This is a genomic window from Paenibacillus protaetiae, from assembly GCF_004135365.1.
GTDB lineage: Bacteria > Bacillota > Bacilli > Paenibacillales > Paenibacillaceae > Paenibacillus_AP > Paenibacillus_AP protaetiae.
Map to the genome: position 1 here is coordinate 1,173,976 of NZ_CP035492.1, position 22,401 is coordinate 1,196,376.

Consider the following 22,401-nt stretch of genomic DNA (forward strand, 5'->3'; position numbering starts at 1 on the left):
TGGCCTTTGTAGAACATTCGGATTATTGCTGGATAAACGCAGCGGCAATTTGAGCAATTTCCGCGCGGGTAGTCGACTGCTTGGGATAAAGTTTCCCATCGGCGTTTCCTTGCACAACACCCGCCGCATACAATGCCTGAACCGCTTCGCGCGCCCAAGCCGAAATCGAATCGCTGTCCGTAAAGGCAAAGCCTGGTGCTGATCCGTTTGCTGCCGGCAGCTTGTCTTTGACCGCCCTGTACAAGAGGACGAATGCTTCTTCGCGGGTAATCGGCTGGTCCGGCCGGAAGCTTCCGTCTTCAAAGCCGGAAATAATGCCTTCCTGCGCCAGCGCGTCGATGTAATTATGGTACCAGGCATCCGGGGCAATATCGTTAAAGGCACTTGTCTCCTTCCCGCTGCCGAGTCCGAGTACTCTGAACAATACGGCGGAATATTCCGCTCTTGTCATCAATTGGTCCGGCTTAAAGGTGCCGTCAGGCATACCGGTCAAAATGCCGGCGCTGGCCAGCTTGTTGATCGCATCCGCAGCCCAGTGCCCTTGTACATCCGTAAAGGCAGGGGAGTCGCCCGGTGCAGCTCCCGGATTTTCCGGTTCAGCCGGGGTGGATGGTGTTGACGGTTGCGACGGGGTATGGTCACTATCTTCCGGCTTCGCAGTGACGACCACTTGCGCTTCGCCGCTGCCGTAGCCGTCAGCGCTGATTGCCGTAATGACAGCCGTTCCTGCCTTAATCGGACGAACCTTGCCATCTGCATCTACTGCAGCGACGGCTGTATCTGAACTGCTCCATGTTACGGCTGTGCTGCCTTCTTCATCTGCGGGTTCCACTACAGCATGAAGCTGTGCTGTCCGGCCGCCTTCCGTCAGCGGTAACGAGCTTGTGTTAAGGGTTACTTTGGTCACATCCAGCTGGTATACGCCTACTCTTCCGCCCACTTCATAAGCAACGAGCAGCAGCGGCAATCCGGTAGGGCTTTCAGCTGCAGGAATAAAATCAATGCCTTCCGGTCCAGAGAATGTATCCAGATTGAGCCGGCCGTCCTTATCTTCAAACTTGCGCGAGTTCGTATAGTTTGCAAATACCGGCTGTTCAGGGTCTGTCACGTCATAAGTCATTATGCCGCTGGTGCGCTCCAGCCCGATAAAAGCGAATGTATGATTGCCGACGACGCCGGTTTCTATGCCCTCAGGCTCCGGCCCTTTCTTTTTACTTCTGGCGTCCATCTCATTGTCATCATTGCTGACGTTGAAATGCTCCGCATCGCGCTCGCCCGTAATGACTTCAAAGTCACTGCCGCTGTCATAAACTTGCTTCAGCGAATCAGCATTCCAGACCGAGAAGGAGCGCCCTCCAAGCAAGTAAATGCTGTCATTGCCCCGGTCCGTCAGTCCTTCATCGCTGTCATATTTCGTCGTGTTTTTCAAGAAGTTATAAGCATCCGAGGCTGGATCCAGCCCGCCTTTTAGATCTTTAATTTTGGCGATGTTCGTCAAAATCGGATCTTCCGCAGGCCATTCCGTTGCGTCGCCTTCATTGGCCGTCAGCAAATAATGTTCGCCGTTAACGGAATAATACGCAACGCCATCCGGCATATAAGCGCCGTAGAACGGAGCTGTCTCAAAATTAATGATGCCGTCAGCCTGCAAGTCCAGCGCGTTTTCCGGCTTGCTGAAATCTTTGTAGCCGAGACTGCCGACCGAAACGACCGATCGGGATGGGATATCAATTTTAGCAATCGCATTGTTTTCCTGTAGTGTTACATAAGCGGACTTATTATCGCTTGAAACGGCAATATATTCCGGCTCAAAATCTTTAAACGCTTCTTCCGGGCTCCCTTGACCAGTGTATACGCCGTCTACCACTTGTCCGCGAATATGCACATCTTGTGCAATGACGGATGTTTGGTCAAAATACACTTGCGTAGACTCGCCGGTTTGCGTATCCACGATCGTTACGCTGCCCGGAGCGTCTTCCTCCAGCACGCCCGTACGAGGCTCGGCTTCATCGGCCGTCAGCACGTAACGTCCGTCGGAGGTCGTCGTAATCATATCCGGCTGAACGCCCGCCGTGTACGATGCCTTTAAATCCCCTTCATAATCCAGCGCCAAAATTTTGCCTTTCACAGCCGGATCGGCAGCTTGTACAGCTGCATAAACCCGCTTGGTTGCGTAGTCGACAACAACGCTTGTCAAATCGCCGAACGTAAAACCTCCCGTCTCGGACAGTTGTTTAACCGGTACGCTTTTTTCCTTCTCCAGCTGTCCGTTATCCGTGTCCAGGCTGACAATATCTAGGCTTGGCGGATTGGCAGAACCGTTCACCAAATAAAATTTTTGATTTTCTTTATTATATTTTACAATTTCGGCAACGCCGCCATCCGGATTCGTGGTACCGACGGCATATTCGGCGATTTTCGTAATGTTTAGTGTATCTTTGAAGCTTTGAATGGCAGCGCGGCTTATGTTCAGATCAAACGATTTGGTCACTTGGATGGAAGAATCTTCGGCGTCCGTTGCAGTAACCGTTACCTTAACATTGGACGCTTCTGCTGTTGGCGTACCGCTGATGATGCCGCCGCTCGTGATGGACAATCCCTCCGGCAGCCCGTCCGCTTCATACGTATACGAGCCGTATCCGCCAACCGTTTCCATTACTGCTTCATAGGTCTGGTTCACGTAACCGGAAGGCAATGACGGTGTCACAATAGACAGCCATACGCCGTCTTCGCCGTCATGCGGTTCGTACGTTGCAAGCTTGTCCGGAGCCGGTTTTTCATAATCAATTTGTTCGAAATCCTGCTTGTTATTGTCCGTATCCTGGAAGCTGGTGCGGCGAACCGCTTTTTTCTTGGAGGTGCCTTCCGCCGAACCGGATGGAGAGGCTGTCTCGTAGCCATCTATTTTACTGCCCGGATCATTGCTGCCTGTACCTAGCATGTCGACATATCCCGCAGGCTTCGGCTCTGCTGCGAATGGATTTTTAAGACTGTTATCCAGCGGAGTCTGGTTGCTCATCAGCACAACCTTTAACCCTTTATTATTGATATATTGATCCCACTGCTGATCGCCTCTGCCCATCAAATCCAATGTTGGCGCAGCGGCTCCTGTCGGATGGGCAACTACAAGATAAGACGACTTCGCTTTAATGACGCCTGTAAGCTTCAGCATGCTCCAGCTGCCTGTCGCGCCGGTTTTGTAATCACTGCCCGGATCCGCATATTGGATCGACCAGCCATTAAGATCCACGTCTTCATCCGTCGGATTATACAGCTCGATAAAACCGTTCGTGGCATACGTATCATCAGCCCGTTTTAATCCGCCGCCGTAAACCTGGTTAATGATAATGTGCGGAACGCTGACATTGTATATGCCATCCGTATCGTAGGGTACGCCCAACTGAGGCGCTGACGGTGCTTCTCCCTCTGCCGCTGCCGCTATACCAGTAAGCATCGTACCGACAGAAAGCTGCACAGCCATCGCGACCGACACGATTTTTTTCGTTTTTGCCGATTTCAAGTTTCAATCACTCCTTCATTCGTTTGATTTATAGTGTAGTTTAAGGAGAAATTGTTTGTCCTTTGTTAACACAGGCGTTAATTTTTAGTAAAATTTAACATTTATTTGGGTGTATCAAGCAATAAGACCTGCTTCCAAAGCCAGAGCATATCCGATGAAATGCAATTCCCCTCCTTGAAACGTTAGAACCGGTCCCCCCTATCGGGAGAACCGGTTCTACTTATCATGGAGATTACCTATTCGATTGCAGCCGTATAATACGGGTAATCCATCATTGCTTGTATTTGGCGGGCGGCCGACGAACCATATAACCGTTCAACAAAAAACAAACCCAAATCAATTGATGCCGACACGCCGCCGCCTGTAAATATATGGCCGTCCTGTACATATCTTTCCCGGCTTACCTGCCCGCAATAAGGCTCCAGCAAGTCGTAGGCGCTGGAATTGGTCGTCGCCGTCTTGCCGGCCAGAAAACCTGCAGCCCCAAGCAGCAGCGCCCCTGTACAGACGGATACTTTGTAAGGCGCATTCGCTGCGGTCTGAAGCCATGCAACAAAAGCCTCGTCGAACCGGAGCTGCCTCGTGGCCATACCGCCGGGCACAAATACAACATCGTAGCCGGACAAGTCCGGAAGCACTTCGTCCATCTGCAGCTTAAGCCCTTTGTCGTCCGTAATCTGCGGTTTATCCGAGCAAAACGCCCACGATAATTCAGCCTGCAATATACGAAGCCGCGTTACCGCATCATAAAACCCGATAAAATCCAGCGTCGTCATTCCGTCGAACAATACAAATGCAACCTTCATCCCAGCCACCTGACCTTTCTTCGAATGAAATAAAAAAAGTATTTGACCGTTAGTTCGGTCAAATACTTTCGCCCAGGCGTACGGCAATTAGACATATGTGCTCCCCCGCGGTATTCCGCGTTACGCCAGTTACACATACCAAATATTTACTTCTATTATAGGCGGGGAACCGTCTCCGCATCAATAGGGATTTAAAAGTTATTTTACAAGCCGGAAGGTTTGAACCGCAGTATCGCGGCTGTTCGGCCCGACATGCACCTCAAAGAGCCCTGCATCGCTTGCAAAAGTCAAATCGGAATGATAATAACGAAGCTGTTCCTCTGTCAGCGTGAATTGTACATCGGCCGATTCGCCAGGCTCCAGCTTCAGCTTGCGATAGCCTTTCAGCTCTTTTAACGGACGAACCACTTCACCGGCCAAATCACGAACGTAAAGCTGAACCACTTCTTCACCGGCCGTCTTTCCCGCGTTGGTCACCTGCACCGATACCGTCAGCTTGTCCGTCTCGCCCATCTCGGCTGCGGAGATCGCCAGATCGCCATATGCGAACTCCGTATAGCTAAGCCCAAAGCCAAAAGGAAATAAAGGCGCGTTAGGAATATCCAAATATTTCGAGACATACCGCTGGTCTGCATTCGCCGGCGTAAGCGGACGGCCCGTATTGTATGAATTATAATATACCGGAACCTGTCCGACCGAATAAGGGAATGACATCGTCAGACGCCCGGCCGGATTCACGCTGCCGTACAGCACATCGGCTATCGCATTGCCGCCTTCCGTGCCCGGATACCACGCTTCCAGCACCGCATCCGCAACATCAATAATGCCGTGAAGATCAAGCGGACGTCCGTTAAACAAGACGGCGACAACCGGTTTGCCCAGCTGCTGCAGCCGGTATGCCAGCTGCAGCTGTACTTCCGGCAGGCGTATATCCGACCGGCTGCCGGCTTCTCCGCTCATCTCGGAAGCTTCGCCCAGCGCGAGCACAATTACATCCGCGTCTTGTGCAGCGAGGATCGCTTGCTGCGCCTGCGCTTCAGTGCCGCTTGTAATGCCGCAGCCCTCTGCAACGGCGATGCGGGAAACATCCGTTTTGCCGGCCAGCCCGGCGAACAGCTGAACCGCTTCATCTTGGGAGCCCCATATCGACCACGGCCCCAACACATCTCCGCTTTGCGCGAATGGGCCGATCAGCGCTATTTTCTGCTCCGCCCGCAGCGGCAGCACGTTTTCATTTTTAAGCAAAACGCATGACTTGGCCGCTATTTCCCGTGCCGCTTGGCGGTGCTCATCGCATAAAATGATTTCCTTCTCGCGCTGCTCGTCCGCACCTCGGAACGGGTTGTCGAACAAGCCAAGCTTGTCCTTCAGCTGCAGTACGCGCAGCACCGATTCATTGATCCATTCCTCATCCACTTGGCCGGATTGCACAAGCTCCTTTAACGACTGAGCGTAACAAGAACTCATCATTTCCATATCGACGCCCGCTGCAATCGCTTTGTGCGCCGCTTCCGCGTTATCCTCCGCTGCGCCGTGCGGAATCATTTCCTGAACAGCGCCCCAGTCCGAAATCAGGACGCCGTCGAATCCCCATTCCTCACGAAGCAAATCGCGCATCAGCTTGCGGTTTCCGGTAGCCGGAATGCCGTCGACAACGTTAAACGAAGTCATGACGAGCTCGCAGCCTTCCTCCAGCGCCGCTTTATAGGCCGGCAAATAAGACTCGCGAAGCTGCCGCTCTGACATGTTGACCGTGTTGTAATCACGGCCGCCTTCCGCTGCGCCATATGCAGCAAAGTGCTTTACGCATGCCGCCATGCGGTCCGTGTCGCCGGTCAGATCGCTGCCTTGGAAGCCCCGCACGAACGCCCGCGCAAATTCGCTGTTCAAATACGGGTCTTCGCCCGTCGATTCCATCACGCGCCCCCAGCGCGGGTCCCGCACCAAATCCGCCATCGGCGCAAATGTGACATGGATGCCCGCTACCGAAGATTCCTTCGCCGCAATCGCGGCGCTGCGCTCGGCGAGCTCCATATCCCACGAGCTGGCTAACCCAAGCGATACGGGGAAAATCGTCCGGTAGCCGTGAATAATATCCGCCATCAGAATAAGCGGAATGCCCAGCCGGTTGTTCTTCATATATTGTTCCTGCAAAGCAATCGTTTCTTTGGCGCCGACTGCGCTAAGGACAGAGCCGACATTCCACACCGCTTCCGGATTTAAGCCCATCGAAGCAAGCGGGCCTGTCAAATTCGCATCATTGTCGTTCAAAAAGTTAGGCGTAAGCTGCACAAGCTGCGCAATTTTCTCATCCAGCGTCATCTGCGCCAGCAAATCGGTAAGAGATCGTTTCGTCACCGTGTTCGTCCTCCAACATAATTTTGGCATTAATCTCCTTATTATACCGGACTCTAACAGCAGCTAATAGAAATGAGATTGCTATAATCGTATCCGATTTTGTCCAGCTTTCCTGCACGGCGTCAGCTTTAACGCGTCAGAGCCATCTGCATTTGCTGGCAGAAGTGACCGGCTTTCAAGTTGCCGGGCTTTCAGCACAAGCTCCGTACCTGTCAGTTCTCCTGCCGTATGGCGTACAGCTTGCGGTAAGCGGTTGGCGTCATGCCTTCATGCTCCATAAAACGTTTGTTGAAATAGCTCGCATTCGGATACCCCGCCTCTTCCGCGATTTGCCCGATGGCGGCATCTTTCCGTTCCAGCAGCCATTGCTTGGCGGCCTGCAGCCTGCAGCGCGTAATAAATTCCATAGGCGTCATGCGCATCGCCGCACGGAACAGCTTGCAAAAATAATAAGGCGTAACGCCCAGCCTCTCCGCCCACTCCTCCAGTACAAACGGCTTTGCCGCTTCCTGCTGCATGAGCGGGAGCAGCTCCATCATCCGCTCCCCCGCCGCAACCGATTTGCCTTCCTTAAGCACCGCCGCTTGCTCGACAAACAGCGTAATAAGTGCGTAGGTGAGCAGCGACAGCTGGGCCGGACGAAGCATCCGGTACGTTTCCGCTTCAGCCAGCAGCCTTTCATGCGCCTCTTCCCATAACGCTGGCTGCCTCACCTTCCACAGCGGGCTTTGGTTCAAGCCTTGCTCAAGCAAATAATCGCGCAGCCCCGTTCCCCCGTAAAAATGAAACCATCGCACATCCCACGGCTCATCCTGGCTGCTGTAATACACCTGCTTTTGCAACGGGAAATAGAGCACCGCCTCGCCTGCGCGAAGCTCATGCCGTGTGCCTTCCAGCTCCACGTATCCTTTGCCGGAAACGACATAATGAATATTGAAATTGTTCAGCGCCCCTGCTTCCCGGTATACATCATGCTCGGGATACTCCGAATAATGACCAACTGACTCGGGAAAGCAAAAATACGGCATCCGGGGAAGCGACAGAAGCAAGCTTTGGCGAATCATCCAAGCACCTCTTTATATCACAATATTGTTTTAATCTTTTGCAAAATATTATCATTTCCAAATCAAAATCGATACCCTATAATCGCAATATAATCATAATAGGCTTTACTGTTCAACCCTACCGGACAGCACACAATGATGAATCCGATTAATGTTAAGGAGGCATGTGCTTCATGGAGTATTTGAATGTAGTTGGCTTGGATAAACCGGTATCCCGTTTGATGAAAGGTTCGGATTATTTCGTTCACGAGCGTTATGAGAAAGCGGCGGCCAATATGGACCAGTTTTTTGCCGTTGGCGGCAATGCGGTCGACACGGCCCATGTCTATACCGGCGGGCAAAGCGAAGAAGTAATCGGACGATATTTGGAAGAACGCGGCAACCGGGATGAGTGGGTGATTTTGACCAAAGGGGCGCACCATGACGAACATGGTCCGCGTGTGAATGCCGATGCGATCCGCCGCGATATTACAGTAAGTCTGGAACGGCTGCGGACCGGCTACATTGATATGTATGCGCTTCATCGCGATGATCCGTCTGTACCGGCCGGCGAAATCATTGAAGCTTTAAACGAATATATATCCAAAGGCGTTGTGAAAGCCATCGGCGTCTCGAACTGGACTTGGCAGCGTATCCAGGAAGCCAATGATTACGCCGCAGCTAACGGCTTGACGGGCTTCACCTTCAGCAGCCCGAATTTAAGCCTGGCGAAGCCAAACGAACCGTTCTGGAAAGGCTGCGTCTCCGCCGACCAGGAAACTTGCGAATGGCACGAGGCGAACCAGTTCCCGCTATTCTCCTGGTCCTCTCAGGCGCGCGGTTTCTTCACCGGCTTGTTTACGCCGGACAACCGTTCCAATGCGGATCTGGTCCGGGTATTCTACAACGACGATAATTGGGAACGCCTCGAACGTGCCCATCAGCTGGCCAAAAGCAAAAAGGCAACGGCCATCCAAATTGCGCTTGCCTATGTGCTGAATCAGCCTTTTCCAACCTGCGCCTTGATTGGCGCCCAATCGGCGGAAGAGCTGGCTTCCTGCGATGAAGGCTCGCGGATCGTGTTGACCCGCGAGGAGCTGGCCTGGCTTGATTTGTCCTCGGACGGCCAATAAAACAGCTGCACTGCAAATACGCGTCCTTCTTCTTAAGGGGAAGAACGCGTATTTTTTGCTGTCTCAATTAATCTTCTGAATAATAAGCTGCGCCCGCGAATTCGGATTTCCGTCACCGGTTACTTGGCTGAGGGGCAAAAAAAAAGCGCCGCTCGTTCGGAGCAGCACCGGCTTTCCTATATCAAGATCTGATTCTAGCAATGACACGGGCAATTGAGGAATCTGCCCGGATAAGTAACGGCAGGGCGATAACTTCAAATGACACAGCATCTATAAGCTTCACAAGATTCGTTAAATTTTCTGCAATCAATATCCCGTTTTGAAAAAGATGTTTATGGACAGCAAACGGGTATTTGTCCGGCGAAGGCGTGTCCAAGCCGACCAGCTTGACTTGTTTGCGGACAAGGAGCGCCGCGAACGCTTCAGTCAGCACCGGATGATGTTCGAAATAGTCCGGCTCTCCAAACCGTTGGCTCTGTCCGGTATGGATTAACACGATTTGATTTTGCCCGATTTGCTGCTCATAGGTTTCTTTATAATCAATCACATCTTGCCCGGATACGTCCAGCAAACACCCCTCTCCAATAAAACGGTCCGGCGGAAATTCATCCATATACGTATAGCAATCCGTCAAATGCATCGGTCCGTCAATATGCGTTCCCGCGTGCATATTAATGGACAAATAATGATTGTTGTAATAATCCTTAGCGTATTGCTTGGAATGGACTAGCGACGTTTCCGCATCTCCCGGATAAGGCGGCAGGCCGTCCCGGATCGGATGCGTCAAATCAATGATCATTGGTTTTACTCCCCCCGTATATAGATCGGATCGGCAGTTTGCAGAACCGGTATATTTTACCACCCCTATACGAAAATTCAATAAGATCATTCATTTTTAATATTCCATTTATGGCTGATCATTTAAACGATCTCGCATACCTTTCCTTCCGCTGCCTGCGCCAGGCTTTTGCCCGCCAGAAAAATTTGCAAGCCGCGACGTCCGCCGCTAATGCTGACCAGCTCTGCCGTTACCGCCGAAGCATGCAAATAAAGCGGATATTTTTTCTTCATTCCTAGAGGGGATACCCCTCCCCGAATATATCCGGTAAGCGCCTGAATTTCTTTAACCGGCACCATTTCCACCTTCTTATTGCCGCTTACAGCTGCGAGCGCCTTCAAGTTCAATTCCTTATCCCCGGGAATGCAAGCGGTCAGAATGCCGGTTTTATCCCCCTTCAATACGAGCGTTTTAAACAGCTGCTCCGGCAGAAGCCCGACTTTCCCGGCTACGGTCCCCGCGTCCAAATGATCCTCGTCCCAATCATATTCATGCTGCGTATAAGGAATATGCAGCGAATCCAGCATTCTGCAAGCATTGGTTTTGGAAGCCACATGTTCACCTCTCTCCGTAATTTTGCTGTTGCGTTCTATCAATAGTTACGTGTATATTTGCTAATGATTAAGGGCAAACGATGATAAGTTATAAATGGCATCATCCTCTACGATTCAATAAAGAAAGGAAATGCATTTCATGTGGAGCAAGATTCGGGACTGGATGGAGAAACGGTCCCCCGCGCAAGTCATTACCGGCTATTATTTGCTGGCCGTCACCATTTCAATTCTATTACTTAGTATTCCGGCTGTACATAAACCCGGCGTCAAAGTTTCTTTTTTCGATACGGTATTTACGGCGGTTAGCGTCGTCAGCGATACGGGATTGGGCGTATTTAACATATCCGAAACCTACAGCGTGCTTGGCTATTTTGTCATTATGCTCATATTGCAGTTTGCCGGCATCGGCATCATGGCTATGAGCACGTTTTTCTGGATCTTGCTTGGCCGTAAAATCGGACTGCGCGAAAGGCGCTTAATTATGGTCGATAATAACCAGTTTGCTTTATCCGGACTCGTCAATATGGTTAGGGAAATTTTGATTATTGTCGTGCTCACCGAGCTGATTGGGGGCGTTATATTAGGATTCCGCTTTTTATCCTATTTCCCGACTTGGCATGAAGCGTTTGTGCAAGGCTTGTTCGCTTCCGTCAGCGCCACGACAAATGCCGGAATGGACATAACCGGGAAGTCGCTTATCCCTTTCGCCCATGATTATTTCGTGCAAATCATTTCCGTCATTCTTATTATTTTCGGCGCGATCGGGTTTCCGGTGCTGCTGGAGATTAAAGCTTTTCTATCTCGAAAAAAATCGGAGAATGCCCATCCGTTCCGCTTCTCTTTATTCGCCAAGCTGACGACCTCGACATACGGCATCCTGCTTGTAATCGGTACGGTGCTTATCTGGATGTTTGAACGCCAGCATTTTTTGAAAGACAAATCTTGGCATGAAGGCTTTTTCTACTCGTTTTTTCAAGCGGCTACAACAAGAAGCGCCGGATTAACGACTATGGACATTAACGATTTTTCCATTCCGACGCTGGTGCTGATGTGCCTTCTGATGTTCATCGGGGGATCGCCCAACTCAGTTGGCGGCGGTATCCGCACCACGACCTTCGCTTTGAATATGCTGTTTATTTACCATTACGCCAAAGGAAACCGCGATATTAAAGTATTCAAGCGGGAGATTCATTCCGACGATATATTAAAATCGCTGGCGATTTCGGTTTTGGCCACGATCCTGTGCGCTTTCTCGATTATTGCGATCAGCTTCTCGGACAAGCAGGTCCCGCTGCTCGCGATCGTGCTTGAAGTATGCTCTTCGTTTGGTACCGTAGGCTTGTCGACAGGCATTACGCCGGACTTAAGCGCATTCGCCAAATGCATCCTGATGGTCCTCATGTTTATTGGAAGAATCGGCTTAACGTCCGTTTTATTTATGATTAGCGGCGGACAAAAGGAAGCCAAAATCCATTACCCGGTAGAGCGGGTCATTACGGGGTAATTCATAAGCCCTGCGGGCAGCATGTAAAGCGCCAGCCATCCTTAACGGAAGGCTGGCGCTTTTTGACGTTTATATCCCTTCTCTTCTGCGCATTAGCCGCTTGCATCTAATTATAATATCTGTTATATATGTAGTATAACAGTTATGCGTTATTAATCATTTTCGAAAAGAGGAACCGCTATGTTTGTAGAGCTTGATTTGCAATCGGATGTCCCCATCTACACGCAGCTTGTCGACCAGATTGTGGAGGGTATCGCAAACGGCGGGCTGAAGCCCGGCGATCCGCTGCCGTCGGTTCGCAGCCTTGCCGCCGACCTGGATATTAATTTGCATACGGTGAATAAAGCGTATCAGCAGTTGAAGCAAGAAGGATTTCTGCAAATTCACCGCAAGCAAGGCGTCATCGTGCAGCCAGGCGAAATGCCGGGCGTAACAGCCGAGTTTGAAACCCGGATGACGAGACAGCTCAAAGCGTTAGCGGCAGAGTCCGCCGTCCGCGGGCTGAATGCGGAACAATTCAGCGCTTATGCCGAGCGTATATACCGGCAAGTATCAACAACCGACAATGGGAGGAATCAGCCATGAACGAAACGGCTTGGGGTTTAATTTTGTTTGGCGCAACGGATTTGATTTTGATCGCAAGCTTTGCTTGCTATCCGTATATTTTGGCTCGCGCCATTTTGTTCGGCGTATATGTGCCGGAAGCTTTCCGCAATGATCGTAAAGTGTCGCAAATGCGGTTCAGATTCACCGTCTCGCAAATATTGGCCGATCTGGCCGCTGCTGCCGCGGTCATAGGCTGGGCGCTGGCTAGCGGGACCAAGATGGTTGATGCGCTGCCGATCGTTGTGCCTGTTCATCTCGTATTCGCCCTATTGTTCTACATCGTGTTCCACCGCAAAGCGGTTCAATTGAAAGCGGAGCAAAACTGGAGCCTCAGCGAGGTACAGCCGGCCAAACGGGTAGCGAGCTTGAAGGACCGGCGTAAAGAAGCGATCATGCCGCCTCTGTCGTTTGCGCCACATCTGTTCATCCCGCTTATTATAATGGCGCTGATCGGCATGCACTGGGATCAAATTCCGGACAGCTTCGCCACGCATTTCGGCTTGAACGGCAAACCGGATCATTGGTCGGCCAAATCGTTTGGTTCTGTATTTTCCTTAAGCTTTATCCAGCTGGGAGCTGGTATTTTATCCGTTCTGATTAACTACACGATCGGGACGGCTAAGCAGCAGCTGGACCCTGCCGATCCTGAAGCTTCGCTCAAGAAGCAGTCGCAATTCCGCAGCGTATTATCCCGTTTCGTATGGCTGATTATGCTGGCTCTCATTTTGTTTGTCGGGTACGGCCAGGCATCTATGCTGTTTGAGCAAAGCTTCGGCCAAGTGCCGGGCTGGGTGGACGCGCTGCTTCCGATTCTAATGATTGCCGGGACGGCTATTCTGCTTGTATACAGCTCGCGCAAAGGGCTTGGGCAAAATTATGATACGGCGGCAAAAGATGACCGGCTGTGGAAGCTGGGCGGCACAACGTATTATAATCCGCAAGATCCGTCGCTGTTCGTTTCGAAGCGCAGCGGGCTTGGCATGACTGTCAATTTTGCGCATCCGGTCAGCTGGATCATTATCGGTTTGCTCGTCTTGATCCTCGCGATCGTTCCTTTTTTGGGATAAAATAGCCCAAATAAACATCAAGCTGCGCAGCCTATTTAGACCTTTACAAATTATTTGCATAATGTAAAAATTAACTAACTTCAATCGCATACCTATATGCAATGACGAAGAGAGTACGCATATCGAATACGCCAGAGAGCTGATGGCCGGTGCGAATCAGTGTAGGGAATATGCCGAAGTGGGCTTCCGAGCATCCAAACCGAACAGCACAAGTCAAGTAGGCTTTGGCGAACTGTCTCATCGTTACAAGAGACGCGTATTCAAACGGCTTCATGCCGTTTCGATACGTCAAAGCGAGTCCGGCATTTCACTGGACTAACGAAGGTGGTACCACTGGGTTTTCTCGTCCTTTTCAGGACGGGAGCCCTTTTTTTATTGTCTAAGGAGGGATTCGAGTGAGCAGCACAATCGTATTAACGGGCATTAAGCCAACCGGGAAAGTCCACGTCGGCAATTATTTGGCCGCAATCAAACCTGCGCTGCGAATGGCAGCCGAGCCTGGCCGGACGTCGTTGTTTTTTATCGCCGATTATCACGGGCTGACGTTTATTCAGAACAATGAGGAGTTCAGAGAGCTTACGTACGGCATTGCGGCCACATGGTTGGCGCTTGGGCTGGACCCGGAGCATACCGTTTTCTACCGCCAGTCCGATGTCCCGGAAATATTCGAACTTAGCTGGATTCTGTCCTGCCTTGCGCCTAAAGGGCTGATGAACCGCGCGCATGCGTATAAAGCAATCGTCGACCGCAATGGGATGCTTGGCGCAGATGCGGACAACGGCGTTAATATGGGGCTGTTTACGTATCCCGTCTTAATGGCGGCGGACATCCTGCTGTTTCAATCCGATCTGGTGCCGGTCGGCAAAGACCAAATTCAGCATGTCGAAATCGCCCGCGACATCGCCGAATTGTTTAATCGCGTTTTTGGCGAGACATTCAAGCTGCCGCAGTATGCCGTAGACGAAGAAACAGCCGTAATCCCGGGGCTTGACGGCCGCAAAATGAGCAAAAGCTACAATAATACCATTCCGTTGTTTGAGCCGGCTGGCACGTTGCATAAGCTGATTAACAAAATCAAAACGGATTCCACGCCGCCCGGCGAACCTAAAAACCCGGAGGATCCCCCCCTTTTTGCGCTATATAAACCGTTCGCTTCCGAAGCGCAAATCGAAGTTATGCGGGCAAGCTACGCTAACGGTATCAGCTGGAGTGCTGCAAAGCAGGAGCTGTTTCAGGCGATGGACGCCTTTTTGGAGGAGCCGCGCCGCAAATATGAGGATTTGATGGCCGATCCTGCGCAGATCGACGCCATCTTAAAGCAGGGGGCGGCTAAAGCAAGGGCGCTTGCGGCTCCCCAAATGGATAAAGTACGGCGCGCAATCGGCCGTTAAGGCGGCTGTTAACGTTTGGTCCACGAATCCTTTAACGGAACAATCCGGTTAAACACCGGTTTCTCCGCCGTGCTGTCTTTCCGGTCCAAGACAAAATAACCGTGGCGTATAAACTGGAATGTATTCTCAGGCGTAGCGCTATGGATAAACGGCTCCAACAACGCCTGCTTCACAACCGTAAGCGAATGCGGATTTAACCCCGATCTCCAGTCTTCGCCTTGAATGGACGCATTCTCAAGCAGCAGCGGCTCGTATAGGCGAACCTCCGCTCGCACGGCATGGGCGGCGGATACCCAATGAATCGTCCCTTTCACCTTGCGGCCGGTAAAACCGGCGCCGCTTCTGGTCAGCGGGTCATACGTGCAGCGCAGCTCCATGATTTCACCGGTTTGCGGGTCTTTCACCACTTCATCGCAGCGGATAAAATAAGCGCCCTTCAGCCTCACTTCCGTTCCCGGGCTCAGCCGGTAATAACCGGCTGGAGGGTGCTCCATAAAGTCATCCCGCTCAATGTAGATCGTTTGAGCGAAAGGAACTTCCCGCGTGCCCAGCTGCCTGTTTTCGCTGCTGTTGTCCAGCTCCAACAGCTCCATGCCTCCTGCCTGGTAATTAGTGATAACAACTTTAAGCGGATGCAGTACTGCCATGACACCAACCGTTTTCGTTTTCAAATCCTGCCGAAGATGATGGTCAAGAAGCGCCAAATGCGCCGTGCTGTGCACCCTGATGCTGCCAATTTCCCGGATAAAGCTGCGGATGCTTTCCGGCGTATAGCCTCTTCTTCGCAGTCCTTTCAGCGTCGGCAGCCGGGGATCATCCCAGCCGTCCACCACGCCTTCATCAACCATAGCGCGGATATAACGTTTACTGGTAACCGCACCGGTAATATGCAGCCGCCCGAACTCTCTTTGCCGCGGCGGCTCCGTATAACCTAACTCATGCAAAACCCATTCATACAGCGGCCGGTGATCTTTAAATTCGACGGAGCATAACGAATAGGTAATGCCTTCGATAGCGTCCTGAATCGGATGGGCAAAATCATACATCGGATAAATGCACCAGCTGTCTCCTGTCCGGTAATGGGTGGCATGAATAATGCGATACAGGACCGGGTCGCGCAAATTCATATTCGGCGAAGCCATATCGATTTTGGCGCGCAGCACTTTAGCGCCTGCAGGAAATTCGCCCTGCTTCATGCGCTCCAGCAGCTCCACATTTTGCCGGACGGACCGGGTCCGGTAAGGGCTGTTTGTTCCGGGCATAGTAAGCGTCCCCCGGTACTCCGCCGTTTCCTCCGCTGTCAAATCGCACAAGTACGCTTTTCCTTGTTGGACCAAAGCAACAGCTGCGCGGTAAATTTGATCCGAGTAGTCGGAGCCGAAATAGACAGCGTCCGGCTCGTAACCCAGCCACTTCATGTCTTCGACAATGGCATTAACGTATTCCCAATCCTCCTTTAACGGATTCGTATCGTCAAACCTCAAATGGAACCTGCCATTATGCCTTGACGCGATAGAATAGCTCATATGGATGGCATACGCGCTGCCGATATGCAAATAGCCGTTAGGCTCCGGGGGAAAACGCGTGCACATTTCTCGATGGAAAGGCATGTGCGCAAGTTCATCATTAATCAGCTTGAGCATGTATTGATTCTCACGATCTTCACTAATTCCACTCATTCGGGCGTCGCCTCCTAATGAATACGGGTTATCGTTATCTGCAAACAAAAAAAGGATTTCACCCCCAAGTTAGACTTGGGGACGAAATCCTTTGTTCGCGGTGCCACCCCTGATTCATTAATATGTCGCCATATTATTCTCTGCAAGTACGGGCTATCTGTCATTAGATGCCGATACTCCGGCTCTGTAACGGGAGCTCCCGTCAGTCCATCCCCCGGTTAGGCGGCCAGGTTCCGGAATGGCGCTCCGAGGCTTGCTTCAAAGAACGGCATTTTGCTCCTTTTCAGCTGCCGGAGCTCTCTGGGTAAACGCCCTTTCCTTTACTCTTCTCATCATCACGTTTATAATTTCCTATATTTTAACAAACGAAGCACAGAAATGTAAACAGTGATTCATATTTCCCTGGAAGTTCGCTGCCTTTTGCCTGCTATGAACTTGCCGTGCTGCGGGAACATGCATAAACGACCGACGTACCGGTCGAATGTTTTGGCCAGCACTTCATATTGGAATCTGGTTTTCGCACGTTTGTAACCCGATTTAATAAGCCGTTCCCGAAGCGCCGTGTCCGTTGCAAGGCGGACGACGCTTTCCGTAATTTCAGCATGCGCTTCCGGATTAACCAGCAGCCCTGTTTCGCCGTGAAGCACCGCCTCCAGCGCGCCGCCGGAACGGCCTGCAATAACCGGCACGCCTGCGGATGCCGCCTCCAGATAGACGATACCGAAACCTTCGGCATCTCCTTTCTCCAGCTGCCTGCTGACCATAATAAACTGGTCCGCAAGGCTGTAATGCTCGTTCAAGCTTTCGCTGCCGCTGATGCTTCCCGTGAACAAAACCGCGCTGCCGACGCCTTTCTCCCTTGCCAGCTGCTCCAGGCGCGTGCGCTCCGGACCGTCCCCGACGATGACATATACCGCATTCGGGATATGCGACAAAATGGCAGGCATCGCTTCAATGACCCGGTCATGCCCTTTGCGCGTAATAAGCCGGCCGACCGACATCAGCACATATTTCCCTTCCAGCCCATATCGGCTGGCCAGTTCTTCGTTCGCCGGCTTCCGTTCAAAGATCGGCTCGACACCGGGATAAACGAGACTGATGCGGGACGGGTCTACCCCGTAATCTTCCACAAGCTTCTTCGTAAACTCGCTGTTCGCAAGCACGCCGTCGGCGTGGGTCAATATCAGCTTGACGATAAAGTTTAATCCGATAAACCGGCGAAAATATAACATATCCATCCCATGTGTCGAAATCATATAACGCCGCGATCCGAACAGCTTAAGCAGCAGCCCGATAAATCCGATCAGCACGTAGCCGTATATGGTGACATCCGGCTTTTCGGATGCCATCAACTTCCGAACATGGCGGAACAGCCGCCCCCAGCTAGTAAAATGGACTTTTTCCCCGCGCATGAAATTCCCTCTTACGATGCGGAACGGCTGGCCTTCGTCAAACAGGCCGCTGCCCGGATATTCCGGGGCGAGAACGGTGATATCATGTTTCGTATATTTGGACAAATTATAATAATAGTTTTGCATGCCTCCTATTCCAGGAGGAAAAACGCCGGCAACAAGCACAATTTTTTTACGATCCATAACTCCTCACCTTTCTTGTCAGTCTGCTGATGGATTGAATGACGAACCAGAATGTTACTTCGGCCATAATATTCCATAAGCGGGCTATGACGGACACCTGCAAAGCGGCATCCGTTCCCAGCTTTAACGAAATAAAATAGACAAGGAAACCTTCCCTGACGCCAAGTCCGCCCGGAAGCGGGCTAAGCAAACCAAGCAGCCAGGATGTTGCGAATGTGCCCGCCGCGTAAAACAAGCCGATATGGCCTTGGCCGAAACTGCTGAGCAGCAGCCAGAAAGCAATTCCCATCACAAAATGGCTGCATAAAAAACAAGCCAAATAACGAAAAAACTGATGGCGCGTCAGTGTTGCTCCTGAATCGCCTGCCAGCGCCGAACTGCCTGCAAACTTCGCGAGCAGCCTGCCCAGCGGCTTCCAATGGGAAGCCTTCACAAAGACGCGGCGAACACTGTCTGTTATCCGCCCGTAAAATAAATAGGCCAAACCGGCGGCCATCAGCGAGACCAGTACGAGGGGTACCGGTTCGACATGCATATTGACGGCAAGCACAAGCGCATATGCAAGAGCAGCGGCAACAAGCAGCACGTTCTCATAGAGAATAGCGGCAAATTGTGCCGCAAGGGGCATGCCCTCCCTAGTGGCCAGCACGACCCGGCCCGCATAATTCCAGACGCCGCCCGGAATGTATTTGGCGAATTGCGAATCAATAAAGATACGAAGCCCCGTCAGCCAGCTTAGCTTAACGCCGCTGCCCATCGCTGCGCCTGCAGCATTGACGATAAGCACCCAGATGCCGGCCTGCAGCATAAGAAACAAAGCAAACAACGCCATGGACGAATAAAAGCGATAATCCGCATGCTTTAAATACGCTGCCAGATCAGCCGCTTTCAGCGGCAAACTATAACCAATAAAATAGATGATCGCGATAACAAGCATAGCTTTCAGTAAAGGCGGCCACCATTTTCCCGGCATTCTCCCACCGCTCCTCCTCTTGCTATTCCTTATGCAATCCATTAATTGTAAAGCAGATTTGTAAAACGCATTGCAGACATTTATTTTCATTTCATTAACTTCTTTCGAATCCATTCCCATAAAATCCCGTCTATGGATGAATCGTTGTTTCTTCTATTAGAACAGTCTTGCTCTTGCGCCTCAATCACGCTATGCTAGAAACAACTACATTCGATGGGAATGCATGAATTCATGACTATTGGTATTTTTGACTCCGGAATCGGGGGACTATCGGTATTAGCGGAATCGTTAAAGAGACTGCCTGCTGAAAACTATCTGTACATGGCGGATACGCTGCATGTTCCTTACGGCACCAAAACGGAAGAGCAGGTTCGGTCTTATGTTCTGGAGGCAGTGGATGCCATGGTCCGGCAAGGGATTGATGCGCTGGTTATCGCCTGCAATACAGCTACCAGCATCGCAGTCCAAGACCTGAGGGAACGATATTCTTTCCCGATCATTGGCATGGAACCGGCAGTAAAGCCAGCGGTGGAAATGAACCGTGCAACCGGCAAAAAGGTGCTCGTATGGGCTACTCCGCTGACGCTAAAGATGCCAAAATATTATGCGCTGGTCTCGCGGGTTGATGAGGACGGCATCGTCGATTCGCTTCCGATGCCTGAGCTTGTGCAGTTTTGTGAATCGCTGCAATTCGACACGGATGAGCTTCGGAACTATTTCAGCGCCAAGCTGGCTTCCTATGATCTGAACGATTATGGCATTCTGGTATTAGGCTGTACGCACTTTTCTTACTATACGAACGTATTGCAGCAGTTCCTTCCTCCCCACATTCAGATTGTTGACGGCAACACCGGGACGGTCAGACGGCTGTCGGCCATGCTGAACCGATACGGCATGGAGAAAGGCCGCGGCAACGGCAGCGTGCGGTTTATGTGTACTGGCGGGGAAGCCGCTTATATCGAAAAAATGAAGTCGGCTCTCAGCTTTTTGACGGAAAAAGACAAACTAACAACGATGTAAACTTGTTCAGGCCCAAACGATCCGGTTATTCGGATTGTTGGGCCTTTTTCCTTGCCATAGCCCGATGCCGCGCGCTGGCTTATATATTGCCTGTTTTCCACATACATTCCATATAGAAGCCAGTGAAGCGGGGGAGTGATGGGAATGGGGCAGCGATATGATACGGCCATTATAGGCGGGGGCCGGCCGGTTTAAATGCGGCGCTGGTGCTTGGCCGGGCACGAAGGAATGTTATTTTGCTCGACAACGGCGAGCCGCGCAACAAAGTTACGCGGGAGACCCACGGCTTCCTGACGAGGGACGGCGTCAGCCCGGCAGAGTTCAGGCGGCTTGCCCATGAGCAAATGAATGCATATCCGTCCGTACAGCTGCATACGGACACAGCCGAGCGTATAACCGGTTCGGATGGGCAATTTCATATTCAGACAGCGCGCGGCGGGTCATTCCGGGCGAAAAAGCTGCTGTTTGCAGCAGGCAAAAAAGATGTGCTTCCCAACATTCGCGGGCTGAAAGACGTTTATGGCAAAAGCGCCTTTATTTGCCCCTATTGCGATGGCTGGGAGCTGCGCGACCAGCCGATTGCGATTATTGCAAACGGGAGCAGCGCGTTCCATTCTGCCCGTACTTTATCGGGCTGGTCCAAGCAAATTGCGGTTTGTACGAACGGGCCGTCGGGACTCGCGCCAATGCAGCAGCATGAACTATTGGCGCACCGTATCCCCGTTTACGATACGGCGATCCGGCAGATCGAGTCGAGCGGCGGGATCGTACAGCGCATTTGGTTCGACAACGGCGCTTCCATCCGCTGCAGAGGCATTTTTTTTGCGCCGCGGCTAGTGCCGGGATCGCCAATGCCGGAAGCGCTTGGCTGCCGGCTGACGCCGGAGGGCACGCTTATTGTTGACGACAACGGGCAAACAAGCGTGCCGGGCATATTCAGCGCCGGCGATCAAGCGGCAGAGACTTATATGGCCGTGTTTGCAGCCGCAATGGGATCGCTCGCAGCCGTCAGCATCAACCGGGAGCTGCTGGCGGAAGCGTGGGCGCAGCATTCCGATTAGGAAATTTTTTTATATCATCAGCCCGATTATGGACTCAAGCGGATGGCTTACGGAACAAGATCCACATACGATGAAGGAAAATCATCCGGAGGTGGCATGATGGCCGCCAGAACTTGTACAACCGTAAAAAAGCCAGCCCGCAAATGCAGCACATGCAATCAGCCGCTTACCAATGCGCAATTTATACAATTGCTTGATATTTTAAAAGGTGTGGAAACCGCTCTTCCGCCAGCCTTAAGCAATACGGATAAAGACAGCAATCGCCAGCTCCTCATTCAAACGATGCGTTTGTCTGACTTTGTCGCGAATTCCGGTTTTTGCGGCAAAGAGGCGCTGGCGAATCAAATACAGGATTTCAGCAAACTGCTTGCTGCGCTGGAAATGTCCGTGTTGAACAAAGCATGCCAGCTGCAGCTGGTTCTGAATCAGCTGTTCCTCAAGGTGCATAAGGCAACCGGCAATAATGAAATGACCCTCATCATCGTTGATCAAATGAATATCATTAATCAGATGGTCGGCGCCACAATTCCCGGACCGCCCGGGCAGCAGGGACCTCAAGGACCTGAAGGGCCGCCGGGACCGCTTGGTCCTGAAGGACCTCAAGGGCCGCCGGGCGTGCCCGGCCCAGCCGGTCCACAAGGGCTTCAAGGTGATCCCGGTCCGCCCGGACCGCGAGGCGTTCCGGGACCGCAAGGCCCTCAAGGGCCGCAAGGGCCGCCGGGACCGGTATATCCGGTTTACGCCAGCGTTTACGACAACGATTATCAAACCGTTGAGGACGGGCAGCCGGTCCGGTTTAACCAGTTTAATCAAGCCGGCTCCGTACTCGCCGGGGGCGTGATTGCATCCGAAACCTCATTGTCCGTTCCAGCCGACGGAGATTATGCGATTGATTGGACGGCTTCTTTCGTGCCCCCGCTTCCTCATTGCGTGTTTGGCCTATTCGTGAACGGCATCCTTGCCGAATCTTCCACCTCCGGTTTAACCGTATTGGACGGACAGCAAATTAACGTCGTCAGCAATTCCGCCATACTGCCTCTCGCGGCTTATGACAGTATTGAACTGAGAGCGATCATCCCTCCGTCCAGCGAACAGCTGGCCATTCAATTAAGCAGCGTTATCGCTTATAACGGGTATGGCGGCACTGCGGATCAGCCAATTGCCAGCGCCGTGCTTCGATTGTTTAAGTTATCCCATTAAACAGCCTCGTCCCTCCTGCTTCCGTTTGAGCTGGCAGCTTACATTGTGTTATT

The 22,401-nt window shown here is 51.8% G+C and carries 17 protein-coding genes, 1 riboswitch and 2 other annotated features; of the genes, 8 read left to right on the top strand and 9 right to left on the bottom strand.

Going from position 1 to position 22,401, the window contains the following annotated elements:
• Window positions 1-22: 22 nt before the first annotated feature.
• From ET464_RS05245 to ET464_RS05260, 4 genes are all read right to left on the bottom strand, one after another.
• On the bottom strand, window positions 23-3,520 hold the full coding sequence (locus ET464_RS05245) for a choice-of-anchor I family protein (RefSeq protein ID WP_129438861.1): 3,498 nt from the start codon (window positions 3,518-3,520) through the stop codon (window positions 23-25).
• A 236-nt stretch (window positions 3,521-3,756) separates the two neighbouring features.
• Complete coding sequence (locus ET464_RS05250) at window positions 3,757-4,326, bottom strand: DJ-1/PfpI family protein (RefSeq protein WP_129438863.1); 570 nt, start codon at window positions 4,324-4,326, stop codon at window positions 3,757-3,759.
• A 63-nt stretch (window positions 4,327-4,389) separates the two neighbouring features.
• Window positions 4,390-4,469: riboswitch (ZMP/ZTP riboswitch) on the bottom strand.
• Between the two features lie 55 nt (window positions 4,470-4,524).
• Window positions 4,525-6,714, bottom strand: a complete 2,190-nt coding sequence (bglX, locus tag ET464_RS05255) for a beta-glucosidase BglX (protein WP_165279907.1) — start codon at window positions 6,712-6,714, stop codon at window positions 4,525-4,527.
• A gap of 182 nt (window positions 6,715-6,896) precedes the next feature.
• Window positions 6,897-7,748 (bottom strand): helix-turn-helix transcriptional regulator, encoded by an 852-nt coding sequence (locus ET464_RS05260; RefSeq protein ID WP_129438867.1) that lies wholly within the window; start codon window positions 7,746-7,748, stop codon window positions 6,897-6,899.
• A 173-nt stretch (window positions 7,749-7,921) separates the two neighbouring features.
• Between ET464_RS05260 and ET464_RS05265 the strand changes: the two genes are divergently transcribed.
• A complete protein-coding gene (locus tag ET464_RS05265; protein WP_129438869.1) occupies window positions 7,922-8,860 on the top strand; it encodes an aldo/keto reductase in 939 nt (312 codons plus the stop codon).
• Between the two features lie 181 nt (window positions 8,861-9,041).
• Here ET464_RS05265 and ET464_RS05270 read toward each other — a convergent pair whose 3' ends face one another.
• Together ET464_RS05270 and ybaK are read right to left on the bottom strand one after the other, a co-directional pair.
• The gene (locus tag ET464_RS05270) at window positions 9,042-9,659 is read right to left on the bottom strand and encodes a cyclase family protein (RefSeq protein ID WP_129438871.1); all 618 of its coding nucleotides are present in this window, start codon (window positions 9,657-9,659) and stop codon (window positions 9,042-9,044) included.
• A 122-nt stretch (window positions 9,660-9,781) separates the two neighbouring features.
• Complete coding sequence (gene ybaK, locus ET464_RS05275; protein WP_244226678.1) at window positions 9,782-10,252, bottom strand: Cys-tRNA(Pro) deacylase; 471 nt, start codon at window positions 10,250-10,252, stop codon at window positions 9,782-9,784.
• A gap of 139 nt (window positions 10,253-10,391) precedes the next feature.
• On the opposite strand from ybaK, the gene ET464_RS05280 reads away from it, so the two are divergent.
• The 4 genes from ET464_RS05280 (at window position 10,392) to ET464_RS05295 (ending at window position 14,820) form a co-directional block, all read left to right on the top strand.
• Window positions 10,392-11,756, top strand: a complete 1,365-nt coding sequence (locus tag ET464_RS05280) for a TrkH family potassium uptake protein (protein ID WP_129438873.1) — start codon at window positions 10,392-10,394, stop codon at window positions 11,754-11,756.
• A gap of 180 nt (window positions 11,757-11,936) precedes the next feature.
• Window positions 11,937-12,341, top strand: coding sequence for a GntR family transcriptional regulator (locus ET464_RS05285; RefSeq protein ID WP_129438875.1), 405 nt, complete (start codon window positions 11,937-11,939; stop codon window positions 12,339-12,341).
• A complete protein-coding gene (locus ET464_RS05290) occupies window positions 12,338-13,429 on the top strand; it encodes a DUF1648 domain-containing protein (protein WP_129438877.1) in 1,092 nt (363 codons plus the stop codon). The genes ET464_RS05285 and ET464_RS05290 overlap by 4 nt, the downstream gene beginning before the upstream one ends.
• A gap of 92 nt (window positions 13,430-13,521) precedes the next feature.
• Window positions 13,522-13,783, top strand: a binding site (T-box leader).
• Window positions 13,784-13,824: 41 nt separating this feature from the next.
• The gene (locus ET464_RS05295) at window positions 13,825-14,820 is read left to right on the top strand and encodes a tryptophan--tRNA ligase (RefSeq protein WP_129438879.1); all 996 of its coding nucleotides are present in this window, start codon (window positions 13,825-13,827) and stop codon (window positions 14,818-14,820) included.
• Between the two features lie 8 nt (window positions 14,821-14,828).
• Here ET464_RS05295 and ET464_RS05300 read toward each other — a convergent pair whose 3' ends face one another.
• The 3 genes from ET464_RS05300 to ET464_RS05310 all read right to left on the bottom strand — a co-directional run bounded on the left by ET464_RS05300 (window position 14,829) and on the right by ET464_RS05310 (window position 19,067).
• Window positions 14,829-16,499, bottom strand: coding sequence for a glutamine--tRNA ligase/YqeY domain fusion protein (locus ET464_RS05300; protein WP_129438881.1), 1,671 nt, complete (start codon window positions 16,497-16,499; stop codon window positions 14,829-14,831).
• Window positions 16,500-16,573: 74 nt separating this feature from the next.
• Window positions 16,574-16,844, bottom strand: a binding site (T-box leader).
• Between the two features lie 47 nt (window positions 16,845-16,891).
• Complete coding sequence (locus tag ET464_RS05305; RefSeq protein WP_129438883.1) at window positions 16,892-18,094, bottom strand: glycosyltransferase family 4 protein; 1,203 nt, start codon at window positions 18,092-18,094, stop codon at window positions 16,892-16,894.
• Window positions 18,084-19,067 (bottom strand): lysylphosphatidylglycerol synthase domain-containing protein, encoded by a 984-nt coding sequence (locus ET464_RS05310; RefSeq protein WP_129438885.1) that lies wholly within the window; start codon window positions 19,065-19,067, stop codon window positions 18,084-18,086. Before ET464_RS05310 ends, ET464_RS05305 begins: the two co-directional genes overlap by 11 nt.
• Window positions 19,068-19,298: 231 nt before the next feature.
• On the opposite strand from ET464_RS05310, the gene murI reads away from it, so the two are divergent.
• The 3 genes from murI (at window position 19,299) to ET464_RS19750 (ending at window position 22,348) form a co-directional block, all read left to right on the top strand.
• Window positions 19,299-20,087, top strand: a complete 789-nt coding sequence (murI, locus tag ET464_RS05315) for a glutamate racemase (RefSeq protein ID WP_129438887.1) — start codon at window positions 19,299-19,301, stop codon at window positions 20,085-20,087.
• A 236-nt stretch (window positions 20,088-20,323) separates the two neighbouring features.
• Entirely contained in the window at window positions 20,324-21,148 is an 825-nt protein-coding gene (locus ET464_RS05320; protein ID WP_341869751.1) for an NAD(P)/FAD-dependent oxidoreductase, read from the top strand.
• Window positions 21,149-21,244: 96 nt separating this feature from the next.
• Entirely contained in the window at window positions 21,245-22,348 is a 1,104-nt protein-coding gene (locus ET464_RS19750) for a hypothetical protein (RefSeq protein WP_208543898.1), read from the top strand.
• Window positions 22,349-22,401: the final 53 nt, after the last annotated feature.